Genomic DNA, 23825 nt, shown 5'->3' on the forward strand with positions numbered 1-23825 from the left:
GAAGGCCGTCCGTTCCGTCACGATGGGGGGATGAGCCATGGATTCACCACACGCGTCCTGGACGTCACCACCGGAGGATCGGAGAGGGTGTACGACCTGACCGGGGAGTGCGTCGCCTTCCTGGCCGAGGTGGCAGCGGGGCGAGGAGGCCTCCTCAACGTCTTCACGCCCCACGCGACGACGGGCGTGGCGCTGATCGAGACGGGCGCGGGCAGCGACCACGACCTGCTGACGGCCCTGCACCACCTGCTCCCCGCCGACGAACGCTGGCAGCACCGCCACGGAAGCCGGGGCCACGGCCGCGACCACGTCCTGCCGGCCCTCGTCGCCCCGCACGCGACACTCCCCGTCATCGACGGCGAACTGGCCCTCGGCACCTGGCAGTCGGTGTGCCTGGTGGACACGAACAAGGACAACCCGGACCGCCAGGTGCGATTGAGCTTCCTCGGCTAGCCGGCCCTTCGGCCGGTCGGCCCTCCGACGGCGTGGTGGTCGTGTTCCCCGCGGTCCGGCGTGCGGCGGGCGGGGCCAGGGCGCCGTGATCCACGGATGGCGATTTCGGGCCGTTCGGGTGTCTCTCCAGGCGTATTCTCCTGGCGGAGAACGAGGGGGGAACGATGACTGACGACCGCAGGGCGACCGTGCCCGTGTGGACGCTGGCGACCGGGGATGTCCGCGTGTCCGGATTGACCGCGGGCGAGTCGATGACGGCCGAGCGTCTGGCCGAACTGCGCGGGGTGCTGGCAGTCCTGGCCGAGGAGCCGATCGTCACACTGGAGGCACATCCGATGCCCGACAGGATCGACCGCGGCCAGGGCATCCCGCTCGACGCGGTGAGTCCCCTGGCGCAACACCTGTCACAGTTCATCACGCAATCCGCGCGGAGCTCCCTCACGGTGGCCAGGGCGACCGCTTCCGGCGAGGGCCTGTATCGCATGGTGATCCCGGCGAAGGTCGCCGCCCAGTTCGGGCAGGGATGCGTTCGCTCGATGGCGCCCAAGGGGGGCGCCGGTGGCATCTTCAGCGCGCTCGTGGACGCGAAGGGCAAGATCGCCGGCCAGGCGACGTTCGTGCCGGTCGGAGGAGCGGCGGCAGCGGGCACGGTCGGCGGGGCCGGTGCGACCGCCGGTGTCGCGGCCGCCGGCGGCACCGCGCTCACCGTGGCGGCCCCGCTCGTGCTCATGGCCGTGGCGGTGGGGGTCAGCGCGCACGCCGACCACAAGCGCCGACAGGCAATCGAACACATCACGGAGCTGCTGGAGCAACTGCAGGAGGACAAACTCGACGACGAGCTCAGCGAACTCGACGCCTGCCGAGGCACCATCGACAAGGCCACCGCCATCCTGCTCGACCAGGGCAGACTCGGTGTCTCGCTGGGACTCGACTCGGCGGTGCACGCCATCAACACGGCGCTGAGCAAGGCCGAGCGCCGCCTCGGCCGTTGGCGGAGTGCGCTCGGCGGACTGCCCGAGACCGAGGCCGTGGAACTCGGCACGCTGACCAAGGCGTTCCCCGGCGTCGACGACCAGGGCGGTACGTTCCGCACCCACCTCGAACTCGCCGCCCTGACCATCGCGCTGATGCGGCGGGTCGTCGTCCTCCAGGCGGTCGAGCACGCCCAGAGCGAGCCCGGCAACCCGTTCGAGCACTTCACCCGCGCCCTCCGACGCGACCAGCAGCGCCTCGACGAGCTGCAGTCGGGCATCGCCGACGTCCTGGTACGCCTGTCGGCACTGGAGCTGGCGCGCCCGAACGGTCTCCGGCCCGTCTTCACGACCGGTGAGGTCGATCGCCTGATGAGCGCGGCACACCGCGTCCGCAGGCTGGGCGACGGAGTGGCGGTGAACGGCCGCACGCCCGACGTGGCGATCGAGATCGCCCGCGACAAGGACGGCTCGGTGGTCGTGTTCCCCGCACTGCACGCCTAGGGGCACGTCCGCTCGGGAGGGGATGCGGAGGCGTCGGGCCTCTCGGTCGGCGCCTCCGCCCTCAGGGGGTCGCTTCTTTCTCTCGCTCCGTCAGCGCCATCGGGGCGGGCGTGGATCCCAGTCGCCCAGGTACGCCGGCCGGGTCGCGGACCCCGCCTCGGTGGAGTCGAGTCGGGGGCGGTTCTCCGGGACGGTGACGCGGGCTCCGGGGCCGTTGTTGCGGTACTCGGCGAAGCGCTGCGCCTGCCACGGGTAGGCGTCCCGCATGTTCGCGTACGGGGCGGCCGTGTCGATCCCCGGCCCGAGCGTGCTCTCCCTGACCACGAGGGACGGCCGGGCGGTGAGGTCCGAGCCGGGTACCCAGGGCCGGGCCAGCTTGTAGAAGCCGTCCGGGGCCTCGCTGGTGACCCGGCAGTGGGCGGCGAGGAACCCGTGCGGGTTCTCCCGGGCCGTGGACGGGGCGAAGACGAAGCCGAACGGGGCCGCGGCCAGATCGGGGCGGAGCAGCGTACGGAAGTGGCAGTGCTCGAACACGGCGGTGGCCCGGCCGAAGACGAAGTCGACGTCTCCCTCCACGTGACAGTGCGCGTAGTACTGGCGCGCGAAGGCGGTCAGGGCCATGGAGTCGGCGTACAGGGTGTCCTGGTGGCCGAGGAAGCGGCAGTGGAAGAACGCCGACCGGTCGCCCTGCGCCTTGAGGGCGACGGCCTGCGTGCCGGGGTTCCCCGGCAGGTCGGTGCGGAGGAAGTCGTTGGCGAAGGTGATGCCGACAGCGGTGAATCCGGCCGCCTGGACGGTGGTGGTCGCCGACCCGGTGGTGCCGAGGGTGCCGCCCTCGGGTCGCGGTGTACCGGCGGCGTTGGCGTACACGACGACGACGTCCCGGGGGTCGCCGCTCGCCCCGATCCAGGTCATGTCCGTACGGGCGGGACTCACGGTGACCGTCTCCCGGTATGTCCCGGCGGCGAGCACCAGGGTCCAGCCGGCGCCGCTCGCGGCGGTGACCGCCGCCTGGACGGTGGCGTGGTCGCCCAGCCCGCCCGGGTGGACGTACAGGGTCCGCTCGGTGAAGCGGCGCGCGGGCGAACCGAACCGGCCGAAGGGGCGGGCGGGCGTGGGGGAGACGGCCGAGGCGGGGGCCGCCGGCAGCACGAGGGCGAGTGCCGTTCCGGCGGCGCCCAGGAGCAGGGAGCGACGTGCCGGGACGGTCCCGGCCGTGGCGACGTGCGAGGGCATGCGGGCTCCTCCTGGAAGCGGGTGGGGGCTCAGCAGGAGCGGCCGGCACCCGCGCGGTGGCCGACGAGGGCGGGTACGGCCCTCGGGTGGTCGACCCGGGTGCGCAGGACGGGGGTCCAGCCCGCGTCGGCCCGCAGCAGCTCCTCGGGGAACTGCGTGTTGTGGGCGGCGAGGAGGTCGACCGGCCTGCCGTTCACGTAGTTGCCGACGGTGGTGACGGGCGCGTCCTTCCACTTCTTGAGGATCTTGCCGGCGGGTACGTCCGCGGCGAGCGTGAACGCGTTCCTCTCCGCGAAGAGCTGCGACTCCTGCCCGACTCCGAGGCTGTACACGTAGGACGAACTCGGCACGACGAAGTGGTTGTTGTACACGTCGACCTGGCCGAACCTGACCCGCGGCGCCCGCTCGATCACGTTCTCGAAGAGGTTGTGGTGCAGGGTGACCCGCAGCTTCCCCCGGTCGGTGGCGCCCGCGCTGTCGCTGTTGCCGATCATCAGGGTCTTGTCGTGGTCGGTGAAGACGTTCCACGAGATCGTGACGAGGTCCGCGCCCCGCACGACGTCCAGCTCGCCGTCGTGCTGCTGGTAGACCTCGCCGTAGTACGAAGGCAGCGAACTGTCCGGGTGGACCCCGTCGGTGAAGGTGTTGTGGTCGATCCAGACATGGGTGGAGCCGTACACGACGAGGCTGTCGTACTCGGAGTTCCACGCCCCGGTCGCGCCGTCGGTCGGGTCCCACTGCGGGAAGCAGTCCAGCGGGCTCTCCAGCGTCAGGTCGCGGATCACGACGTTGTCGACGCCCTGGACCTGGAGGCTGCCGCCGGTGATCCCGGCGTGCCTGCCGACTCCGACGATCGTGGTGTTCGCGGGCACCTTGACCTTGATGGCCTGGCCCTGGGCGGTCGCGGACGCCGCCCGCAGGTCCTCCTGGGGGCCGCTGACCGCGTTCTCGTACCCCCAGACCGCGGGGTCGTAGTCGGCGAGATAGCGGGCGAAGTCGTAGCCGGGTGCCTCGAAGGCGGCGCAGCCGGCGGCGGTGGCGTTCAGCGTGCCCACGACCTTGACGATCCGGGGCTCGGTGCCGGGCACGGCGAGCGCGGTCCGGAACTCCTCCCAGGTGGTGACGGTGAAGACCCGGGAGGGGGCGGCGGCCGCCCCGCCGGTGGTGCCGGTCCCCTCGGACGCCCAGCCGTCACCGGCCGGCAGCGTGGCGCGCGCGGGGTCGGCGCCGGGGCGCGGGGCGGCGTGGGCCCCGGCGGCGGGGGCGGTCACCGTCAGGGTGAGGGCGGTCGCGGCCACCAGGCCCAGTCTCGTACGGCGGTTCATGATCGGCTCTCCTCGAACTCGGCGGTGTCGGGGGCGGTCTCGGGCCAGGTGATGAGCCCGGCGGGCAGGGCGTCGTCCACCCGGCGCGTCTCGCGCGGGGCGAGGACGTGGGTGCGGAGCAGCTCGACGGCGACCAGCCGGGCCACCTCGATCGCCCCCGGCGGGTTGAAGTGGGTGTTGTCCTGCTCGGTCGCGGTCCAGTTGAAGTACGTCTTGGTGGCCTCGGGGCCGAGCCGCTGCCACAGGGCGAGCGACAGCGCCTCGACGTCGAGGAGGGGGACGTCCGACTCACGGGCGGTCTCCCGCATCGCCGCCGGGTAGGCGCCGAGCGTCCGCAGGGCCGTTCCGTCCACGTCGAACTTGCGCCGCTCGACGGAGGTGGCGAACACCGGGAGGGCGCCCCGGGACCGTGCGCCCTCGGAGAAGACCCGCAGGTTGTCCTGGTAGGTGGTCCACGGCTCGGTGTAGCGGGTGGGGTCGGCGACCTTCTGGTCGTTGTGACCGAACTGGATCAGGAGCAGGTCGCCGGGGCACAGCGCGGTGAGGATCGCCTCCAGCCGGCCCTCGTCGAGGAAGCTCTTGGTGCTGCGCCCGTTGACGGCGTGGTTGGCGACGCGCACGCCCCGGTGCAGGAAGAAGGGGAGGGCCATGCCCCAGCCGGTCTCGGGCGCGGCGTCGGCGTACTTCTGGGCGGCGGTGGAGTCGCCCGCGATGAAGAGGGTGCGCATACGGGGGTGTCCTTGGGAACGGGCCGGGGGAGCCCCGGCCAGGGCGAGCGCGAGGCCCGCCCCGGCCGTGACCACCGCGCGGCGGCCGACGCTCACGACTTCTGCTGCTTCCACTCGGCCTGCGCCGTGTTCAGCTGCTCGGCCAGGTGGTCGAGGAACTCCTTCGCGGTGGACGTGCCGAGCAGGACCTTCTGGAAGCCCGGCTCGTTCTCGGCCTTGGAGATCGTGTTCCAGTCCGGCAGGTAGTACGGCAGCTCCACGATCGTGGCCTTGCCGCTGAAGAGGACCTCGGCGCCGAGCTTCGTGGGCTCCGCCTCCTGCAGCCAGGGGTCCTGGGCGGCCTCCGTGTTGGCGGGGATGGCGCCGGCCGACCTGTTCCACTTGCTGTTGGAGGCGTGCGAGGCCGCGAACTCGATGAACTTCCAGGCCGCGGCCTTGTTCTTGCCGGAGGAGAAGAGCCCGAGGCCGTCGACGGGGTTGGAGACCTGCACCCGGGTGCCGTCGTCGAGGGTCGGGTTGGGGATGCCCCGGAACTTCTCCGTACCGAGGGCCTTCACATGGTCCTGGTAGGAGCCGAGGTTGTGGTTCAGCATGCCGATCTGGCCGCTGTCCCACTGCGCGACCATCTTGGTGAAGTCGTTGTTGACGTCGGCGGCCGGGGTGGTCTTCTTGAAGAGGCCGGCGTACTTCTCCAGCGCGGCCACGTTCTCGGGGTCGTTGACGGTGGTCCTGTCGCCGTTCCAGAAGCTCGTGATGCCGCTCTGGCCGTACATGGCGTCCAGGGCCTGGGCGATCGAGCCCGCGCCGCCGCGGATCGTGTAGCCGAAGCGGTTCTTGTCGGTGGCCGTCAGCTTCTCGGCCGCCGCGTAGAACCTCGACCAGGTGGTGGGCTCCGGCAGACCGGCCGTCTTGAACAGATCGGTGCGGTAGTACAGCACACCGTTGCTCGCGGAGGTGGGGACGGTGAACAGCTTGTCCTGGCCGCCGGCCGACTTCACGCTCGCGAGCATGCCGGCGTTCAGCCTGCCTTTGAGGGCGCTGTCCTCGATCCGGGCGTCCAGCGGCTCAAGGGCGCCCTGTGCGGCGATCCCGGCGAGCATCGCCGCGCCGACGCCACCGACGTCCGGCAGTCCGCCGCCCTGGATCGCGGTGTCGTACTTCGACTGGACCTCCTTGGAGGCGATCCCGACGTACTCGACGTCGATGTCGGGGTTCGCCTTCTCGAAGTCCGCGATGATCTCCTTCCAGACGTCGGTGCGGACACCGCCGTTGTTGTCCCAGAAGGTGATCTTTCCCTTGCCCGATCCCTCGGTGCCCTTGCCGCCGGCCCCGCCGCTGCCGTCGTCACCGCAGGCGGTGGCGGTCAGGGCGAGGACGCCGGTGAGGGTGAGGGCGAGGGCGGCTCTGCGCCGTCCGCCGGGGAAGATGGTCATCGTCGGCTCTCTTCTCTCGGGATGTTGCGGGAACTGCGGGGAGGGGTGTGGGGGAGTACGGGGCGGGGCGCCGGTGCGGCGCCCCGGGTGATGCAGCTCAGGCGGCGGTGACGCGGAAGTCGGAGAACACGGCCGTCCCGGCGTGTCCCGCGCCTTCGGGCGCCCCGGCGAACAGGCCGAGCAGCGCGCCGACCCAGCGCCAGGGCGTGGCGGCGAACTCCGGCCCGAGTGGGAACGGCCCGCCGTCGTGGCCGTGGCCGGGCCCGGATGCGGCACCGGACGCCTCGTACGAGAAGCGGCAGCGTGCGTCCGCCGTGACCTCGATCCGGAGCAGGACCCGGTCCCCGGTCAGGGGCCTGGAGCGGGCCGCGTCCCGCTCGCGGTCCGCGTTCGCCGGGGCGAAACGGTGGACGAGCCGGGCCGTGCCGTCCGGCGCCCGCTCCAGACCGATCCACGCGTACGCGTCCCCCAGGACGACGAGACCCGCCCGGGCACCGGGAGCCGCCGAGCCGAGCCGCAGCCCGACCTCGACGACCACGGCACCGGCGGGCAGCCGCTGGGTGAGGACGTGCGGCGCGCCGCGGAGATCGTCGAGCCGGTCCGACCGCACACAGTCGAGCCGCAGCCCGTCGCCCGTGTGCTGACTGGCCCAGCCCGCCAGCGGATTGGCGGTCCACTGCCACTGCCTGCCGAACCGGCCGCCGGGAAACGTGTCGTCCACGGCCGGCCGCGCGGCCGGCTGCTCCGGCAGGTCCGGCTTGCGGTGCACCCGGACCGGGGCGCCCGCGTCGCCGAGCACGGGCCAGCCGTCCGCGTCCCAGCGCATCGGCTGGAGATGGACGAGCCGGCCGTGCGCGCCCGACTGCTGGAAGTGCAGGAACCAGTCCTCGCCCCGCTGGGTGCGTACCCAGCCGCCCTGGTGGGGGCCGTTGACGTCGGTGTCGCCCTGCGCGAGGACGATCCGCTCCTCGTACGGGCCGAAGAACGACCGGGACCGGAACGCGCCCTGCCAGCCGGTGGCCACGCCCCCGGCCGGGGCGAAGATCCAGTACCAGCCGTCGTGCCGGTAGAGCTTGGGGCCCTCCAGGGTGAACCAGCCGGGGAGCCGGTCGGCGTCCACGAGCACCCGGCCCTCGTCCAGGACCTTCGTCCCGTCGGGGCTCATCCGGTGCCCGGTGAGCCGGTTGTTGAAGCCGGCGCGTGACTTGGCCCAGCCGTGCACGAGATGGGCCTCGCCGGACTCCTCGTCCCACAGCGGGCAGGCGTCGATCAGCCCCCGGCCCGCCTTCACCAGGTGCGGTGCCGTCCACGGCCCGCGTACGGAGGGCGCGTTGACCTGGAAGACCCCGTGGTCGGGGTCGCCCCAGAAGATCCAGAACCGGCCGTCGTGGTGCCGGAACGAGGGTGCCCAGACGCCGCGGTCGTGCCGGGGCGCGGTGAACGCGGCGGCAGGTTCGAGCCGCTCGAGGGCGTGGCCGACGAGCGTCCAGTTGACCAGGTCCCGGGAGTGCAGCAGCGGCAGCCCGGGGGCGCGGCCGAAGCTGGACGCCGTCAGGTGGTAGTCCTCGCCGACCCGGACCACGTCGGGGTCGGACCAGTCCGCCGCGAGCACGGGATTGCGGTACCTGCCGTCACCGAGGTCGCCGGTCGCGAGGCCGGCACCGGCGCCCGTCATGACGTCACCGCCTTGCGGACCAGGGCCGCGGCCGCGGCCCGGTCGAGGCGCCCGTCGGCGACGACGGTCACCACCCGCCGTACGAAGGTCTCCCCGGCGGCCACCGGGAGCCGTGCGTCGTGGGCGAGCGAGGAACCGACGCCCGGGTACTCGGCCGCCCGGACGAACCACGGGTCCTCCCGGGTCCGGGCCGTCGCCCCGGCGAAGACCAGCGTCCAGCCCTCGCCCGCGAGCGCCACCCAGTCCGCGCGGCCCCCGTGCACGGCCTCCTCGCCGTCCGCGTCCGCACCGCCGGTCCCCGCCCCGAACACCACCGGAGCCGTGGCCTCCTTCGGTGCCCGCCAGAAGAAGCCGCCGTACGCGGCGCCCGGCCGGCCGTTCGTCGCGGGGCTGCCGACCGACAGGTCCTGCCCGGACACATTGGTGAGGGAGAAGGTGAGGTCGAGCGCCCAGGCGGTGCCGCTGAGGGCGGTGGCCGCCACCGTCCGGTGCTCGCGGAGCAGCCGCTCGCCCCCGGCCGTCCAGGTCAGCTCCTCCACGAAGCCGTCCGGGTCGCACAGCTTGAACCCGTCGTGCCGCTGCGCCCCGTGGTTGTCGAGCGCGACCGGCCCGCGGTCGCGGACGAAGGTGCGCCCGCCCCAGAAGTTGTGGCCGGCGACGTCGGGCACGGCGACGCCCACGCCGAGGTGGTGCGGATGGTCCCCGGGCTCGGTCTCGGTCACCGGCCGCCCGCCGAGGGTCGTGACCGGGTGGAGGTACGGCCGGGGGGAGTGGCCGGGGGCCAGGTCGGTCCGGGTCGTGTACCGGGCGACGGCGCGGCCCGCGCAGCGCAGGACCGTCGGGGCGTCGGGGTTCACAGGGCCACCGCCCGGGTCGACGGGGCCCAGGAGGCGCCGAGCTCGGAGAACAGCCTGAGCCCGTCGGCACTGGCGTCCACCAGGGCGTCGACGCCGTCGACGACCCGGCGCGGCGCGCTCTCGCCGGGCTCGGTGCGCCAGTGCGCCGCGGGTATGGCCAGCGGGTCAGGGGCCGTCCGTACCGCCTCGACGACCCGCATGAACGCGCCGGTCGCGGCCGGCGGCACCCACAGCGGCTCGCCGTCGGTGACATGCGCGACGAGGTTCTCCAGGAGGTCGGTACGGCCGTACTCGGTCTCCACCGGCCCGTGCCCGGCACGCTGGACGAGCACCCGGTCCTGCCGGTACCAGAAGGTGATCCGGCCCCGGGTGCCGTGGACGATGACGTACGGCTCCGAGGACCGCTCGGCGCAGAGCGTCACCGCGACGGTGACCTGGGTGCCGGCCGAGGTGACGATCCGTACGGCCGAGGTGTCGTCGGCCTCGATGGCGTGGGCGTGCAGCAGCTCGGTCTCGATGTGCTCGACGTCCTCCGCGCGGGTGGAGCCGGACAGCGCGAGCGCCGTGGCGACGGCGTGCGCGAGGGGATTGGTGAGCGCCCCGTCGACGACGTCGACCCCGCCGAGCCGGCGGTGGCCCGCCCAGGGGACGCGCCGGAAGTAGGCCTCGTCGCGCACCCAGGCCCCGGCCGCGCCGACGCCGAGGAGTTCGCCGATGGCGCCCTCCGTGACCATCCGGCGGATCGCGGGCACCGCGTGCGATCCCAGCGACTGGAAGCCGATCTGGCAGGCCGCGCCGGCCGCCTCGACGCCGTCGGCCATCCGGCGGAACTCCGCGTACGACGGGGCGGGCGGCTTCTCCAGGAGGATGTGGGCCCCGTGCCGGGCGGCGGCGAGGGCCATGTCGGTGTGGGTCTGGATGGGGGTGCTGAGCACGGCGATCCGGGCGCCGGTGGAGGCGAGGAGCGCCTCGAGGTCGGCGGACTGCTCAGGGTCCCCGATGCCGTCGAGCTCGTCGGTGCCCAGGGGGCGCAGCTCGCAGACGCCGGCGAGGCGGACGAGTCCGCGCTCTTCGAGCCGGCGGATGTTGAGGAGGTGGCTGCGGCCGTGGCCGCGGGCACCGGCGAGGACGACGGGCAGGGGGGTGGGCGCGGTGTTCATGTCTTCCCTGTTCGTGCGTGCTGTGCTCGCGGTGCGGCTCATCCCTTCACCGCCCCGGCGCTGAATCCGGTGACCAGCCACTTCTGGATGAAGCCGAAGACGATGACGACGGGGACGGCGGCGATGACGCCGCCCGCGGCGAGTGCCCCGAGGTCGACGCTGTCGGCGCCCATGAGGGTGTTGAGGCCGACCGGGATCGTCTGCTTGTCCTGGCTGCTGAGGAACATCAGGGCGAAGAGGAAGTGGTTCCAGGCGTGGACGAAGGCGAAGGAGCCGACGGCGACCAGACCGGGCCTGAGGAGCGGGAGGACGACGATCCGGAAGGCGGAGAAGCGGTTGCAGCCGTCGACCCAGGCGGCCTCCTCCAGGGAGTACGGCACGTTCCTGATGAAGCCGCTGATGAGGATCATCGACAGCGGGAGCTGGAAGACGGTCTCGGCGATGATCACGCTCCCCAGGGAGTTGATCATCTTGAGCTCGGCGAAGATCTGGAACAGCGGCACGAGGAGCAGGGCGCCCGGCACGAACTGGGAGCAGAGCAGGGCCAGCATGAAGCCCTTCTTGATCCGGAAGTCGAAGCGCGCCAGGGCGTATCCGCCGGCGAGGGCGACGACCGTGGTGCTGATGAGCACCGCGATTCCGATGAGGAGGCTGTTCTGGAAGAAGACGCCGAAGCTGCGCTCGTTCCAGACCTTCTCGAAGTGCGCGGTCGTCATGGGCCAGGGCAGCAGCGAGGTGGAGCCGGCCGGGCGTACGGCGAAGAGCAGGATCCAGTAGAAGGGGACGAGGGTGAAGAGGAGGTAGATCCCGAGGGGCAGATAGATCTGCCACCGGGGCACCTCGTCCCAGGCCCGGTGCTTGGCGCGGGCGGGCACGGGCGGCGTCCGGTCGGGTGGCCGCACGGCCGGCGGCGGCACGTCGGCCGGCGCCTTCGTGGTGGTGGACCCGCTCAGGGTGGACTCGGCTGTCACTTGCCGTCGCCTCCGAACTTGCTCAGGCGCAGATAGACCATCGAGCAGAAGAGAAGGATCACGAACGCCACCGTGGTGAGGGCGGAGGCGTATCCGAAGTTGTGGGCGTCGACGCTGGTGTGGGCGATGTACAGCGGCAGCGTGGTCGTCTCGCCCGCGGGTCCGCCGCCGGTCAGCGTGTACAGCAGGTCGACGTTGTTGAACTCCCAGACCGCGCGCAGCAGCGTGGACAGGACGATCGCGTCCCGGATGTGCGGCAGGGTGATGTGGACGAACTGCCGGACCCGGCCCGCCCCGTCGACCTCGGCCGCCTCGTACAGGTCCTTCGGTACGGACTGGAGGTCGGCCAGGATGAGGATGGCGAAGAAGGGCACTCCGCGCCAGAGATCGGCGACGATCGCCGCGGGGAACACGGTCGAGGTGTCGGAGAGCCAGGACGTGCCGTACGTGCCGAGGCCCATGTCCGCGAGGTAACGGCTGATCCCGGTCTGGGAGTTGTAGAGCAGTACCCAGATCGCGGAGGTGAGCACGCCGGAGACGGCCCACGGGGAGAAGACCAGGGCCCGGCCCAGGGCGCGGCCGGCGAAGGTCTGGTTCACGATGAGCGCGAGCGCGAGACCGAAGAGGAGCTGGAGCGTGACCTCGACGACGACCCACTTGAGGCTGAAGGTCAGGGTCCCCCAGAACCGGGGGTCGTCCGTGAAGATCCTGGTGAAGTTGTCGAATCCCGCGAAGCCGTTACGCCAGGGCTTCGTGGGGTTGTAGTGCTGGAGGCTGTAGTAGAAGACGCTGAGCACCGGGTAGGCGATGAAGCCCAGCATCAGCAGACCGGCGGGCGCGATCAGCAGGTACGGCAGTCGGCGGGGGGTCGCTCCCGTGCGACGGCGGCGCTGTGCCGTGACGGCTTGGGGCGTTGGGGTCACAGCTGAGGCCATGACGGCGGCTCCGTTCTCGGTGAAGCGCTTCGCGAACGACGTTCGAGATGTCGGGCAGGGGCGGGCGGGTGGAGCTGATGGCGCGGAAGGAGCGGGTGGGGCGGTGCGGACCGGCGGCGCGGTTGCGGTGGGGCGGGTTCTCAACCCGCGTACGGATCAGGAGTGGTGCCCGGACGCGCCAGGAAGGCGAAGTCGCAGCCGGTGTCGGCCTGGGAGATCTGCTCCATGTAGAGCGCGCCGTAGCCGCGCTCGTACCGGGCCGGCGGCGGTGTCCACGCTGCTCGGCGGACGTCCAGTTCCTCGTCCGTGACGTGCAGGTGGAGGGAGCGTGCGGCGACGTCGAGAGTGATCGTGTCGCCCGTACGGACGAGGGCGAGGGGTCCGCCGACATGGGACTCGGGTGCCACGTGCAGCACACAGGCCCCGTAACTCGTGCCGCTCATCCGGGCGTCGGAGATCCGCACCATGTCCCGTACCCCCTGTTCGAGCAGGTACCGGGGGATGGGCAGCATGCCGTACTCCGGCATCCCCGGACCGCCCTTGGGGCCCGCCCCGCGCAGCACCAGCACATGCTCGGGCGTGATGCCGAGCGCCGGGTCGTCGATGGTCCGCTGCATGGTGCGGTAGTCGTCGAACACGACCGCCGGACCGGTGTGCTTGAGCAGTCGCGGCTCCGCAGCGATGTGCTTGATGACGGCGCCGTCGGGGCAGAGGTTGCCCCGCAGCACCGCGACCCCTCCCTCGGCGGCCAGCGGCCTCGAACGGTCCCGGATCACCTCCTCGTCGTGCACGAGCGCACCGTCGAGCTGCTCCCGCAGCGTGGCGTGCGCGACCGTCGGGCGTTCCAGGTGCAGGACGTCGGTGATCCGGGAGAGGAAGCCGGGCATCCCGCCCGCGAAGTGGAAGTCCTCCATCAGGTACCGGCCGCCCGGCCGCAGGTTCGCGAGCACCGGCACCGTCCGTGCGATCCGGTCGAAGTCGTCGAGCGTCAGCTCCACCCCCGAGCGCCCCGCCATCGCGATCAGATGGATCACCGCGTTGGTCGAGCCGCCGAGCGCCAGGACGGCGGCGACCGCGTCCTCGTACGCCTCGCGCGTCAGGATCCGCGACAGCCGCAGGTCCTGCCGTACGAGTTCCACGATCCGCAGCCCCGAGGCGGCCGCCATCCGGTCGTGCCCCGAGTCGACCGCCGGCACCGAGGAGGCACCCGGCACGGTCACACCGAGCGTCTCCGCGGCGGCGGTCAGCGTGGACGCCGTCCCCATCGTCATGCAGTGCCCGGGGGAGCGGGCGAGACCGCTCTCCAGCTCCGCCATCTCGCAGTCGCCGATCCGGCCCGCCCGCTTCTCGTCCCAGTACTTCCACATGTCCGTACCGGAACCGAGCGTCTCGCCCCGCCAGTGACCCGGCAGCATCGGCCCCGCGGGGACGAACACCGTCGGCAGGTCGACCGAGGCCGCTCCCATGAGGAGCGCCGGGGTGGTCTTGTCGCAGCCGCCCATCAGCACCGCCCCGTCCACCGGGTACGAGCGCAGCAGCTCCTCCGTCTCCAGGGCGAGGAGGTTGCGGTAGAGCATCGGGGTCGGCTTCTGGAACGTCTCCGAGAGGGTGGAGACGGGGAACTCCAGCGGGAAGCCCCCGGCCTGCCACACCCCGCGCTTCACGGCCTGCGCGCGGTCGCGGAGGTGGACGTGGCAGGGGTTGATGTCGGACCAGGTGTTGAGGATCGCGATCACCGGCTTCCCGAGGTGCTCCTCGGGGAGGTAGCCGAGCTGCCGGGTGCGGGCCCGGTGGCTGAAGGAGCGGAGGCCGTCGGTGCCGTACCACTGATGACTGCGCAGGTCCTCGGGACGTCGGCGCCCCTCGCCGCTCATATCGGCCACCCGGCCGCGATCGTCGCCACCTCGGACCGCTCGCTCTCGGGAAGTTCACGGCTCGGCGGGCGGACCGACCGGCGGCAGAGGCCGAGGGAGGCGAGGGCCTCCTTGACCACGGTCACGTTGTCCGCGCTGCCGTTGGCCGCGCGCAGCTCCTCGAAGCGGCGGATCCGCTCCCAGACCTTCATCGCGGTCGGGTAGTCGCCGGACCGCAGCGCCTCCAGCATCTCCAGTGAGAGCGCGGGGGAGACGTTGACCAGGCCGGAGGTGAACCCGGTCGCGCCGCTCGCGAAGTAGGCGGGGGCATACGGCTCGGCCAGGCCCGCCACCCAGACGAAGCGGTCCAGGCCCGCGTCCCGGGCGAAGCCGGCGAACCGGGCCGCGTCGGGGACCGCGTACTTCACCCCCACGACGTTGGGGCACGCGGCGCCGAGCTCGGCGAGCCGGGCCCCGCCGATCAGCGGGTTGCGGATGTAGGGGACGACCCCGAGCTCGGGGACGGCCTCGGCGATGGCCCGGTGGTAGTCGACCCAGCCGCTCTCGGAGACGTACGGGTGGACCGGCTGGTGGACCATCACCATGTGGGCGCCGGTGGCGCGGGCGTGCCGGGCGGCCCCGACCGCCGTCGGCACGTCGTGGCCGACGCCGACGAGGATCGCGGCACGGTCCCCGGCCTCGTCGACGGTGATCTCGGTGAGGGAGCGGCGTTCCTCGGGGGTGAGGGCGTAGAACTCGCCGGTGTTGCCGTTGGGGGTGAGGGTGCGGACCCCGCCGTCGAGGAGCCGGCGCAGCAGCGCGCGGTGGGTGACGGGGTCCACCGAGCCGTCCTCGGCGAACGGGGTGACCGGGATGGCCACCACGTCGGCGAGGGCGGCCCTCATCGTCTCGAATTCCATGCTCACTCGCCGTTCAGGGGGGACTGGGGGAAGGCGCGCTCGACGAAGGAGGCGATGTGGTCGTGGACGGCGCGGCCCACCCCGTCGATGTCGCCGCCGGCCGCGAGGCGCAGGATCTCCTCGTGCTCGGCGGCCTCCCGCTCCCAGGAGGGGATGGCCGCCCAGGCGACGGTGGAGACCAGGGCGGCCTGGTCGCGGACCTCGTCGAGCATCCGGCCGAGCAGCGGGTTGCCGCAGGGCAGGTAGAGCGCCCGGTGGAACGCGCGGTTGGCCAGGGACCGTTCGGCCGGGTCCTCGGCGCCGGCCGCCCGGCGCAGGGCCTCCCGCGCCTCGTCGAGCGGGGCGCCGGACGCCACCGCGCGGCGGACCGCCTCGGGCTCCAGGAGGAGGCGTACGTCGTAGACGGCGCGGGCCATGTCGGCGTCGACCATCCGGACCGTGACGCCCTTGTACTGGTTCATCACCACGAGCCCGCTGCCCGCGAGGGTCTTGAGCGCCTCACGGACCGGAGTCTTCGACACCCCGAAACGCGTGGCGAGTTCGGCCTCTACCAGGGCCTGGCCGGGTCTGAGTCCTCCGGTGAGGATGTCGTGCTTGATCGCTTCGAGCACGTACTGGGTGCGGGAGGGGATGGGGCTGGGGGCGAAGGCCATTGGAGCACTCTCAGATCTCGTGTATCGCGTCTCATATATGACGTACGAAGTGCAACGGGCATGAAGCTAAGGGGGCGTTCGTGTTTCGTCAATGCTTCGCGCAAACGCTTTCTACGGTGCGAACCCCGCCCCGGCCCCTCACCCCTGGGGCTGGTTCGGCGTTTTGTTTTCTGGGATAACTATTGAGGGCCCCGTGCCGGCCCCGCCGGGCCGAGTCGTCCGCCCGCCCCACCCCACCCCCAAGGACCAGCATGAAGTTCACCGACGGCTTCTGGCTGATGCGCGAGGGCGTCCACGCCTCGTACGCCACCGAAGTCCGCGATCTGCGCCCGGAAGCGGACCGCTTCACGGCCCACGCCTCCGTCAAGCGGGTCGAGACCCGCGGCGACACCCTGAACTCGGCGCTCCTGACCGTGGAGTGCCACGCCCCCGCCGAGGGCGTGATCGGCGTGCGCGTCACCCACCACGCCGGAAAGACCCGCCGAGGACCGGACTTCGCGCTCGAAGGGTCCGGCCCGGATGCGGACACGGGACGCCCGGGCCCCGGCACGGTCCACCTCGACGGCCCCCTCGTCGAGCTGGCCTCCGGCCCCCTCCGGCTGCGCCTGGACCGCTCGGCCCCCTGGGCCCTGGAGTTCCACGACGCCGACGGCCGTACGCTCACCGGGGCCGGCCGCAAGGGCACCGCGTTCGTCACCACCCCCGACGGAGCCCACCACATGGCCGTCCAGCTCGCGCTCGGCGTCGGCGAGCAGATCTACGGTCTCGGCGAGCGCTTCACCCCCTTCGTGAAGAACGGGCAGAGCGTCGACATCTGGCAGGCCGACGGCGGCACCAGCAGCGAACAGGCCTACAAGAACATCCCGTTCTACCTCTCCTCGCGCGGCTACGGCGTCTTCGTCAACCACCCCGGACGCGTCTCCTTCGAGATCGGCTCGGAGGCGGTCGGCCAGGTCCAGTTCAGCGTCGAGGACCAGACCCTGGAGTACTTCGTCGTCGCGGGCCCCACCCCCAAGGACGTCCTCGCCCGCTACACGGCCCTCACCGGCCGTCCCGCCCTGCCCCCGCCCTGGTCCTTCGGCCTCTGGCTGACCACGTCCTTCACCACCCGCTACGACGAGGCCACCGTCACCTCCTTCGTCGACGGCATGGCCGCCCGCGGCATCCCGCTCTCCGTCTTCCACTTCGACTGCTTCTGGATGCGCGAGTACCAGTGGTCCGACTTCCGCTGGGACCCCGAGACCTTCCCGGACCCGGAGGGCATGCTCGCCCGGCTCAAGGCCCGGGGGCTGCGCGTCGGCATGTGGATCAACCCGTACATCGCCCAGAAGTCCCCCCTCTTCGAGGAGGGCAGAGAGCGCGGGTTCCTCCTCCGGCGGGCGAACGACGACGTCTGGCAGTGGGACCTCTGGCAGCCCGGCATGGCTCTCGTCGACTTCACGAACCCCGAGGCGAGGACCTGGTTCCAGGACAAGCTGCGCCCGCTGCTCGCACAGGGCGTCGACTGCTTCAAGACCGACTTCGGCGAGCGCGTGCCCACGGACGTCGTCTGGCACGACGGCTCGGACCCCGAGCGCATGCACAACTACTACGCCCAGCTGTACAACCGGACCGTCTTCGACCTCCTGGAGAAGGAGCGCGGCACCGGCGAGGCCGTCCTCTTCGCCCGCTCGGCGACCGTCGGCGGGCAGCAGTTCCCGGTCCACTGGGGCGGCGACTGCTGGGCCTCCTTCGAGGCCATGGCCGAGTCCCTGCGCGGCGGGCTCTCGCTCTCCCTGAGCGGGTTCGGCTTCTGGAGCCACGACATCGGCGGCTTCGAGGGAACGCCCGAGCCGGAGGTCTTCACCCGCTGGCTCGCCTTCGGCCTGCTCTCCTCGCACAGCAGGCTGCACGGCAGCGACTCGTACCGGGTGCCGTGGGAGTTCGGCGAGCGGGCCGTGGAGGTCGCCCGGCGCTTCACCCGGCTCAAGCACCGGCTGATGCCGTACCTGTACGGGGCCGCCGCCGAGGCCCGGGCGACCGGCGTACCGGTGATGCGGCCGATGCTCCTGGAGTTCCCCGGGGACCCGGCCTGCCGGACCCTCGACCGGCAGTACATGCTCGGCCCCGACCTCCTGGTCGCTCCGGTCCTGACCTCCGGGGGCGAGGTCGAGGTCTACCTCCCGGCGGGCGACTGGACCCACCTCCTGACCGGCGAGACCGTCACCGGCCCCGGCTGGCGCCGCGAGACCCACGGCCCGGACAGCCTCCCGCTGTACGTACGCCCCGGCGCGGTCCTCCCCCTCGGCGCCGACGACTCCCGCCCGGACGGCGACTGGCTGGACGGACTGACACTGCTGGCGGCCCCGGGAGGCGCGGCGGGCCCGGTACGGGTCACCGTCCCGGACCACCGCGGAGCGCCGGCCGCGGTCTACGAGGTGACCCGTACGCCGGAGGGCCCGCGGGCGACCGTGCGCGGAACGGAACTCCCGTACACGGTCCGGGTCCTGGGGGCGGGCGGGGTGTGATCGCCACGGCGTAGGGTCGGGGCCATGACGACGCATCCCGCGATCCGGGACCCCGAACAGCGCAAGAAGGACGTCCTCGCCCGGCTGGCGGAGGAGGTGGACATCTGGGTGGCCTCGGCGAGCGCCGACGCCCGGCCGTACCTCGTGCCGCTGGCCTTCCACTGGGACGGCGCGGACATCTGGCTGTGCACCCGGCTGACGAACCCGACCGGCCGCAACCTCGCCGCGGGCGGGCGGACGCGACTGGCGCTCGGGCACACCCGGGACGTCGTCCTCATCGACGGGGACGTGACGACCCTCGCCGTCGGTGACGTACCGACGGCGGCGATCGAGGGCTTCGCCGCGAAGTGCGGCTGGGACCCGCGGAACTCGGGACCCGCGTACGGCTGGTTCCGGGTCCGCCCCACCGCCGTGGAGGCCTGGCTGGAGGAGCCCGAGCTGGCCGGCCGCCATCTGATGCGGGACGGCGTCTGGGCGGTCTGAGCCCGCCCGCGGGATCGGCCCCGGCCGGGCGGACGCCGTCGACGGCTGCTCGCCGCACCGTCGAGGAGGTGTCGACAGCCTGGTCAGCCACCGCCTTCCCCGCTCGCCGCACCGGCGGTCACCAGCGCGATGTACTCCAGGCGGACGGCGAACGTGGTGTGCCCCGTGGTCGCGGTGTGCGACGCGCAACCGGCCGCGCCGCTCCAGGGCCGCGGTGTCGGCTCCGACTCCCACGCGCATCCGCCGTCCATACAGCGCGCGGTCATCGTGACCTCGGACTCCGGTCCAGGGTGCCCGCCCATCCGGTAGACCGTCGCGACGGACACCGCCGCGCCGGTCACGGCCGCTCCCGGGGGAGCGCCGTCGGCGGTTCGTCGTGCGGGTGACGGCGGATCTCGACCCGGAAGTCCGCCGCAGCCGAATGGTCGTGCGTCCGGCGGCAGTGCCACTCCCGCTCGGCCGCGAGCGCGCACGTCGCGCAGCCCGGAGCCGGCACGGCGGGCGGCACGGGATCCACCGACAGGACCACCGGAGGCTCCGGACAGGTCTGCCGCACACGGGGCACCGCCGTGACCGGGGTGGTGAGCACCCGGATCAGCGCGCGTTCGTCCTCGGTCGGCCGACGCAGCTCGGAGGGCGCCGCCGTCCACGCGGTCCCCCCACCGGGCCGTTGCAGATGGACGACCTCGCCGTCCCAGGCGGTCACCTTCCCGAGGCGGAGCCTTCCCTCGGGTGTGTCTGCCGCCATGAACGCCCCGAGACCGGGGACGGGGCCCGGGTGGTCGCTTGCGGGCATGGGTGTTCCTCTCTGTAGCGAATCCACTACCAGGAGGCATCAGCGTGACCTACAGTCGAAGAAGCCTCAACGTACGTTTTGCTGAGGGAGAGTTGTGGTCAATCGCAAGGAGCTGGACCCGGACAGCGGGCCCATGGCTGCGTACGGGGCGCGTATGCGCAGGCTGCGCGAGGAGCAGGGATGGACGCAGGAGGAGCTGGCCGATCGCACGGGGTACTCCAGCAAGCACATTTCCGGCGTTGAAACCGGCAGCAGACCCGCAACCCTCAAATTCTCGGGGGTCGTCGACGCGGCCTTCGGGCTGACGGGAACGGATCGGTCGTTCGATCGCGAGTGTCGGCAGGTTCGGCACGGTGTGCTCCTGGAGGGATTTCCGGAGTACGTCCATCAGGAGCGTCGGGCCGTGGAACTCCGATTGTTCGAGATCGGGATCATCCCGGGACTCCTCCAGACGCCCGAGTACGCTCAGGCTCTCGCGGCAAGCTCCGTCGCGCGAGGAAGCATCACGGAGGACCAGGCTGCGCAGCGGTTGGCGTTCCTGGTCGAGCGGCAACAGATTCTGGAGCAGCAGCGACCGCCGATGCTCTTCGTCGTGATGGACGAGAGCTGCATCCGCCATCTGGTAGGTGGCCCCGACGTCATGGCAGCGCAGCTCGACCGGCTCGTGGTGCTCGCGGCGCGCCCGTACACGGTCATCCAGGTCGCACCGTTCGTCCTGGGGGAGAGGCGTTCGCTCAACCGACCGGTGACACTGGCGAGTCTGCCAGACCGGTCCGTGCTCTCCTACGCCGAGTCGCAGGCTCAGGGCAACCTGGAGCGGGAGAGCGGCCCCGTGGCGTCCACGCTCACGCTCTACCATCAACTTGTGGCGGAATCGCTCTCCCAGGCGGACACCGCGGCCATGATCAGAGAAGTGCGAAAGGGCATGCTGTGACGACCGAGTCCCCCCGCTGGTTCAAGTCCTCCTACAGCGCTGACGGTGGCCAGTGCGTGGAGGTCGCCCACAACCTCGTGCCCGCCCTCGGAGTCGTCCCCGTCCGTGACTCGAAGGTTCCCGCCGGGCCGGCCCTCGCCGTCTCCGCCGCCGCCTTCACCGCCTTCGTCGACTCGGTCAAGGGGCGGCGGGCCGGCGTCTGAGACCGCGCATGATCCAGGCCCCGGCGCCCGAGGCGGACCTCAGCCGGAGAAGGCGAGGTGCGCCAGCCGCACCGGTCCGCGCAGCTCGACGCGGAGGTCCGTCACGTCCCGCACGTGGCAGGCCACCGTCACGGCGGCGTAGGCGTAGGGACCGTCCGTCGGTCCCACGGTGACGGCGGCCAGGGCGGTCGTCCCGTCGGCCCGGAAGACCGTCACCTCGCCCGTCCCCGAGGCCGTCACGGTGATCTCCGTGACGCCGTCGCCGAAGTCGCACGCGCGGTAGAGCAGGGCGCCGGGGACGTCCGGGTCCGCCGACGTCACCGCGTCCCCCGTGGCCTTCGTACGGTCCACGATCACCGTCCCGGACTGCTCGTCGTAGTCGGCCGCGGCGAGACCGGCCACCAGGACCGGGCGCGGCCCCGGCGTCTCGCCCGTCACGTCGACGCGGACCGTGCGGCGGACGTCCGCACTGGACGCGCCCGCGTGGATCTCGTACGGGCCGGGCTCCACCGTCCACCGGCCGTGGGCCACGTCCCAGTGGCCGAGCGCCGAGCGGGGCACCGCGAACGAGAGCGCGGCGGTCGCGCCGGGGGCGAGGTGGACGCGTTCGTGGGCGAGCAGCTCGCGGTGCGGTCGCGGCACCGAGGGCGCGACCGCCCGCCCGTACACCTGGACGACCTCGTCGGCGGCGACGGCGCCGCTGTTGGTGACCGTGCAGGAGATCCGCAGGGTCTCCCCGTCCACGGCCGCCGTCAGCTCCCGGTACGCGAACGTCGTGTACGACAGGCCGTGTCCGAACGGGAACAGCGGCGTGCCGTCGAAGTACAGATAGGTCTGCCGGCCGCCGATGATGTCGTAGTCGAAGAGGTCCGGCAGGTCCGCGTCGGCCGCGTACCAGGTCTGGGGGAGCCGCCCCGCGGGGGAGACGTCACCGGCGAGCACCCGGGCGAGCGCCGTGCCCGCCGCCTGCCCGCCGTGCGCGGTCCACAGCAGGGACGGGAGCGCGGCGGCGGCCTCCGTGACCGCGTACGGGTAGGAGGAGACCAGGACGAGCGCGGTCCGCGGGTTGGCCGTGTGCGCGGCCCGCCAGAGCCGCTCCTGGTGCGCCGGGAGGGCGAGCGTCGTGCGGTCCTCGGTCTCGCGGCCGTTGATGTGCGGGTCGTTCCCCGCGACGACGATCACCGTGTCCGCCCCAGCCGCGGCCCGCGCGACCGCCTCCTCGCCCCGTTCGACCATCTCCACCGTGAAGAGTTCGGCGGATTCCCGGTCGGCGGCAACCTTCACGCCGTCGGCGGCGACAGAGACGTAGCCACCCGTACCGAGGTGCAGAAGGAGGTGCCCGTGCGCATGCCCCTCATGGGTTTCGAGCCGGAAGGTCTCGTGGACGACCCAGCCGCCCGGCTCGTCCGCCGAGGCGCGGACGAAGCCGTCCTCGGCGACCGACAGGTACCGGCCGTCGGGGGCGCGCAGGGTCAGCACCCCGTCGCCCCAGTCGACCAGGGCGAGTTCCGAGCCCGCCGCGTCGGCGGTGAGCGGCGGCAGGTCGGTACGGCCGGCGAGCAGCGCCGGATCGAGCGCGCCCTCCGTGCCCCGTGCCGCGCCGTGACCCGCGCCGTCGCCCGCGGGCACCCGCAGCGCGGCGCCGGACGCGGTCCGCAGCCGTATCCGGTCGACGCCCTCGGCGAAGCTCACCCGGTCCGCGCCGAACCGCTCCCGCAGTCCGTCCAGCGGGGAGGAGCGGCGGATCAGGGAGCCGCTGTACCAGTCCAGTCGGCAGGCGTCGCCGAGCAGTCCGACCACGGCGATCCGGCGCCCGTCGTCCGCGAGGGGGAGCAGCGGACCGCCTGTCTCCAGGGGTTCGTTGCGCAGCAGGACGACGGCCGCCTCGGCCACCTCGCGGGCCAGTTCGCGGTGCTCGGGCGTGTCGAAGCGGGCCTCGTCCGCGTACGGATCGAGTTCCGGGTCGAACTCGCCGAGCAGGAACCTCACGGTCAGCTGCCGTCCGGCCGCCCGGTCCACGTCCTTCTGGTCGATCAGGCCCGCCTCCAGGGCCCGCCGCAGCCTTCCGAGGATCACCGAGCTGTCCGTGCCGTGGTCGGTGAACGAGTCCACTCCGGCGCGCAGCGACGCCGCCACGGCCTTCTCGTGGGTCGCGAAGTACCCCTGGGAGTCAGCGAGGTTGGAGGGGGCGCCCGCGTCTGAGCAGACCAGCAGTTCCTGCCCGGTCCAGGTGCGCAGCTCCTCCTCCATGTACGGGGAGAGGTGGTTGGGCCGGCCGTTGACCAGGTTGTACGCGGGCATCACCCCGGCCACCGCGCCCGCCTCGACGGGCCCGCGGAAGGCGCGCAGGTCGTACTCGCGCAGCACCCGGGGGCGTACGGAGGCGGAGGAGGTGTCCCTGGCCGTCTCGTTGTTGTGCGCCAGCCAGTGCTTGAGGACGGGCGCCGTGCGCCAGTACACGGGATGGTCCCCGCGCAGACCCCTCGTGTACGCGGTGGCGATCGCGGCGGTCAGCGCCGGGTCCTCCGCGTAGCCTTCCTCGCCGCGTCCCCAGAGCGGGTTGCGCAGCAGATTCACGGTCGGGGCCCAGACGTTGAGCCCGACGCGGTCGTCCTCGGCGCGCATCGCGCGCGCCTCGCGGGAGACCGCCTCGCCGACCCGGCGCACCAACTCCGGGTGCCAGGTGGCCCCGAGGCCCACGGACTGCGGGAAGACGGTGGCCGGTCCCATCCAGGCGACGCCGTGCAGGGCCTCCTGGCCGGTGCGGAAGGCTCCGAGGCCGACGCCGGCGGCGCCCGGCGTGAACTGGTGCAGCAGGTGCAGACGTTCCTCGGCGGTGAGCCGGTCGAGCAGGTCGTCGACCCGGCGGGCGACGGGGAGGGCCGGGTCACGGAAGGGCAGCCGGTGTGCGGTCACGTACGAGTCCCTTGCAGAGGGGCGTGGAGGCCGGGAGGACTGGGCTTTCGAAGCGCTTCGATGCTCCGTGCGCGAAGAGTGGGTGTCAAGCCGGAGTCCACGGTCATCCCCGGGACGCGCAAGACCACTTGCGGAGTCCGGTGCCGACGTGGAATCCCCGAGATTCTCGACGACGACTCTTGCCGCGCCTGTGACGTTCACTTAACCTCGCAGCAATATCGAAGCGCTTCGACTCTCGGTCGTCGAGAGCGCCCCGGGGTTCCGCCCCGTCCGCACCACCACCTCCACCGCAGCCGGCCGGCGCCCCCGCGG

The 23825-nt window shown here is 72.4% G+C and carries 21 protein-coding genes; 6 read left to right on the forward strand and 15 right to left on the reverse strand.

The genetic code is table 11. The annotated features are described in order from the left end of the window. Window positions 1-30 precede the first annotated feature (30 nt). Window positions 31-453 carry a YjbQ family protein gene (locus OG392_RS31890; RefSeq protein WP_329285196.1) on the forward strand — a complete coding sequence of 141 codons (423 nt, stop codon included), beginning with the start codon at window positions 31-33 and terminating at the stop codon, window positions 451-453. A 164-nt stretch (window positions 454-617) separates the two neighbouring features. After that, on the forward strand, window positions 618-1928 hold the full coding sequence (locus tag OG392_RS31895) for a hypothetical protein (protein WP_329285197.1): 1311 nt from the start codon (window positions 618-620) through the stop codon (window positions 1926-1928). Between the two features lie 90 nt (window positions 1929-2018). On the opposite strand, the gene OG392_RS31900 is transcribed toward OG392_RS31895, so the two are convergent. From OG392_RS31900 to OG392_RS31955, 12 genes are all read right to left on the reverse strand, one after another. After that, window positions 2019-3164: a pectinesterase family protein gene (locus tag OG392_RS31900; protein ID WP_329285199.1), complete on the reverse strand. Its 1146-nt coding sequence runs from the start codon at window positions 3162-3164 to the stop codon at window positions 2019-2021. 29 nt (window positions 3165-3193) lie between these two features. After that, window positions 3194-4489: a pectate lyase family protein gene (locus OG392_RS31905; RefSeq protein ID WP_329285201.1), complete on the reverse strand. Its 1296-nt coding sequence runs from the start codon at window positions 4487-4489 to the stop codon at window positions 3194-3196. Beyond that, window positions 4486-5313 carry a rhamnogalacturonan acetylesterase gene (locus tag OG392_RS31910; protein WP_329285203.1) on the reverse strand — a complete coding sequence of 276 codons (828 nt, stop codon included), beginning with the start codon at window positions 5311-5313 and terminating at the stop codon, window positions 4486-4488. Before OG392_RS31910 ends, OG392_RS31905 begins: the two co-directional genes overlap by 4 nt. Beyond that, window positions 5310-6650, reverse strand: coding sequence for an ABC transporter substrate-binding protein (locus OG392_RS31915; RefSeq protein ID WP_329285204.1), 1341 nt, complete (start codon window positions 6648-6650; stop codon window positions 5310-5312). Before OG392_RS31915 ends, OG392_RS31910 begins: the two co-directional genes overlap by 4 nt. A 97-nt stretch (window positions 6651-6747) precedes the next feature. Continuing rightward, window positions 6748-8325 (reverse strand): glycoside hydrolase family 43 protein, encoded by a 1578-nt coding sequence (locus OG392_RS31920; RefSeq protein ID WP_329285206.1) that lies wholly within the window; start codon window positions 8323-8325, stop codon window positions 6748-6750. Further along, entirely contained in the window at window positions 8322-9182 is an 861-nt protein-coding gene (locus OG392_RS31925) for a PmoA family protein (RefSeq protein WP_329285208.1), read from the reverse strand. The genes OG392_RS31920 and OG392_RS31925 overlap by 4 nt, the downstream gene beginning before the upstream one ends. After that, on the reverse strand, window positions 9179-10342 hold the full coding sequence (locus OG392_RS31930) for a Gfo/Idh/MocA family protein (RefSeq protein WP_329285209.1): 1164 nt from the start codon (window positions 10340-10342) through the stop codon (window positions 9179-9181). Before OG392_RS31930 ends, OG392_RS31925 begins: the two co-directional genes overlap by 4 nt. Window positions 10343-10380: 38 nt before the next feature. Next, window positions 10381-11259 (reverse strand): carbohydrate ABC transporter permease, encoded by an 879-nt coding sequence (locus tag OG392_RS31935; RefSeq protein WP_443055109.1) that lies wholly within the window; start codon window positions 11257-11259, stop codon window positions 10381-10383. A 50-nt stretch (window positions 11260-11309) separates the two neighbouring features. Then, entirely contained in the window at window positions 11310-12248 is a 939-nt protein-coding gene (locus OG392_RS31940) for a carbohydrate ABC transporter permease (RefSeq protein WP_329285211.1), read from the reverse strand. A 140-nt stretch (window positions 12249-12388) separates the two neighbouring features. Continuing rightward, window positions 12389-14122 carry an L-arabinonate dehydratase gene (araD, locus tag OG392_RS31945; protein WP_329285213.1) on the reverse strand — a complete coding sequence of 578 codons (1734 nt, stop codon included), beginning with the start codon at window positions 14120-14122 and terminating at the stop codon, window positions 12389-12391. Then, a complete protein-coding gene (locus OG392_RS31950) occupies window positions 14119-15021 on the reverse strand; it encodes a dihydrodipicolinate synthase family protein (protein ID WP_329285215.1) in 903 nt (300 codons plus the stop codon). The genes araD and OG392_RS31950 overlap by 4 nt, the downstream gene beginning before the upstream one ends. Window positions 15022-15023: 2 nt before the next feature. After that, window positions 15024-15674, reverse strand: a complete 651-nt coding sequence (locus OG392_RS31955; protein WP_329285217.1) for a GntR family transcriptional regulator — start codon at window positions 15672-15674, stop codon at window positions 15024-15026. A 251-nt stretch (window positions 15675-15925) separates the two neighbouring features. Here OG392_RS31955 and yicI point away from each other — a divergent pair, with 251 nt between their 5' ends. Further along, window positions 15926-18181 (forward strand): alpha-xylosidase, encoded by a 2256-nt coding sequence (gene yicI, locus OG392_RS31960; RefSeq protein WP_329285219.1) that lies wholly within the window; start codon window positions 15926-15928, stop codon window positions 18179-18181. A gap of 24 nt (window positions 18182-18205) precedes the next feature. Then, window positions 18206-18664 carry a pyridoxamine 5'-phosphate oxidase family protein gene (locus OG392_RS31965; protein ID WP_329285221.1) on the forward strand — a complete coding sequence of 153 codons (459 nt, stop codon included), beginning with the start codon at window positions 18206-18208 and terminating at the stop codon, window positions 18662-18664. Window positions 18665-18747: 83 nt separating this feature from the next. Here OG392_RS31965 and OG392_RS31970 read toward each other — a convergent pair whose 3' ends face one another. Together OG392_RS31970 and OG392_RS31975 are read right to left on the reverse strand one after the other, a co-directional pair. Continuing rightward, window positions 18748-19005 carry a hypothetical protein gene (locus tag OG392_RS31970; RefSeq protein ID WP_329285222.1) on the reverse strand — a complete coding sequence of 86 codons (258 nt, stop codon included), beginning with the start codon at window positions 19003-19005 and terminating at the stop codon, window positions 18748-18750. Continuing rightward, window positions 19002-19460, reverse strand: coding sequence for a hypothetical protein (locus tag OG392_RS31975; RefSeq protein WP_329285224.1), 459 nt, complete (start codon window positions 19458-19460; stop codon window positions 19002-19004). The genes OG392_RS31970 and OG392_RS31975 overlap by 4 nt, the downstream gene beginning before the upstream one ends. 94 nt (window positions 19461-19554) lie before the next feature. Between OG392_RS31975 and OG392_RS31980 the strand changes: the two genes are divergently transcribed. Both OG392_RS31980 and OG392_RS31985 read left to right on the forward strand, forming a co-directional pair. Then, complete coding sequence (locus OG392_RS31980) at window positions 19555-20394, forward strand: helix-turn-helix domain-containing protein (protein ID WP_329285226.1); 840 nt, start codon at window positions 19555-19557, stop codon at window positions 20392-20394. Next, window positions 20391-20597 carry a DUF397 domain-containing protein gene (locus tag OG392_RS31985; RefSeq protein WP_329285228.1) on the forward strand — a complete coding sequence of 69 codons (207 nt, stop codon included), beginning with the start codon at window positions 20391-20393 and terminating at the stop codon, window positions 20595-20597. The genes OG392_RS31980 and OG392_RS31985 overlap by 4 nt, the downstream gene beginning before the upstream one ends. 39 nt (window positions 20598-20636) lie before the next feature. On the opposite strand, the gene OG392_RS31990 is transcribed toward OG392_RS31985, so the two are convergent. After that, the gene (locus OG392_RS31990; RefSeq protein WP_329285229.1) at window positions 20637-23513 is read right to left on the reverse strand and encodes a glycoside hydrolase family 3 C-terminal domain-containing protein; all 2877 of its coding nucleotides are present in this window, start codon (window positions 23511-23513) and stop codon (window positions 20637-20639) included. Window positions 23514-23825 lie beyond the last annotated feature (312 nt).

This window comes from Streptomyces sp. NBC_00691 (assembly GCF_036226665.1).
Lineage (GTDB): Bacteria > Actinomycetota > Actinomycetes > Streptomycetales > Streptomycetaceae > Streptomyces.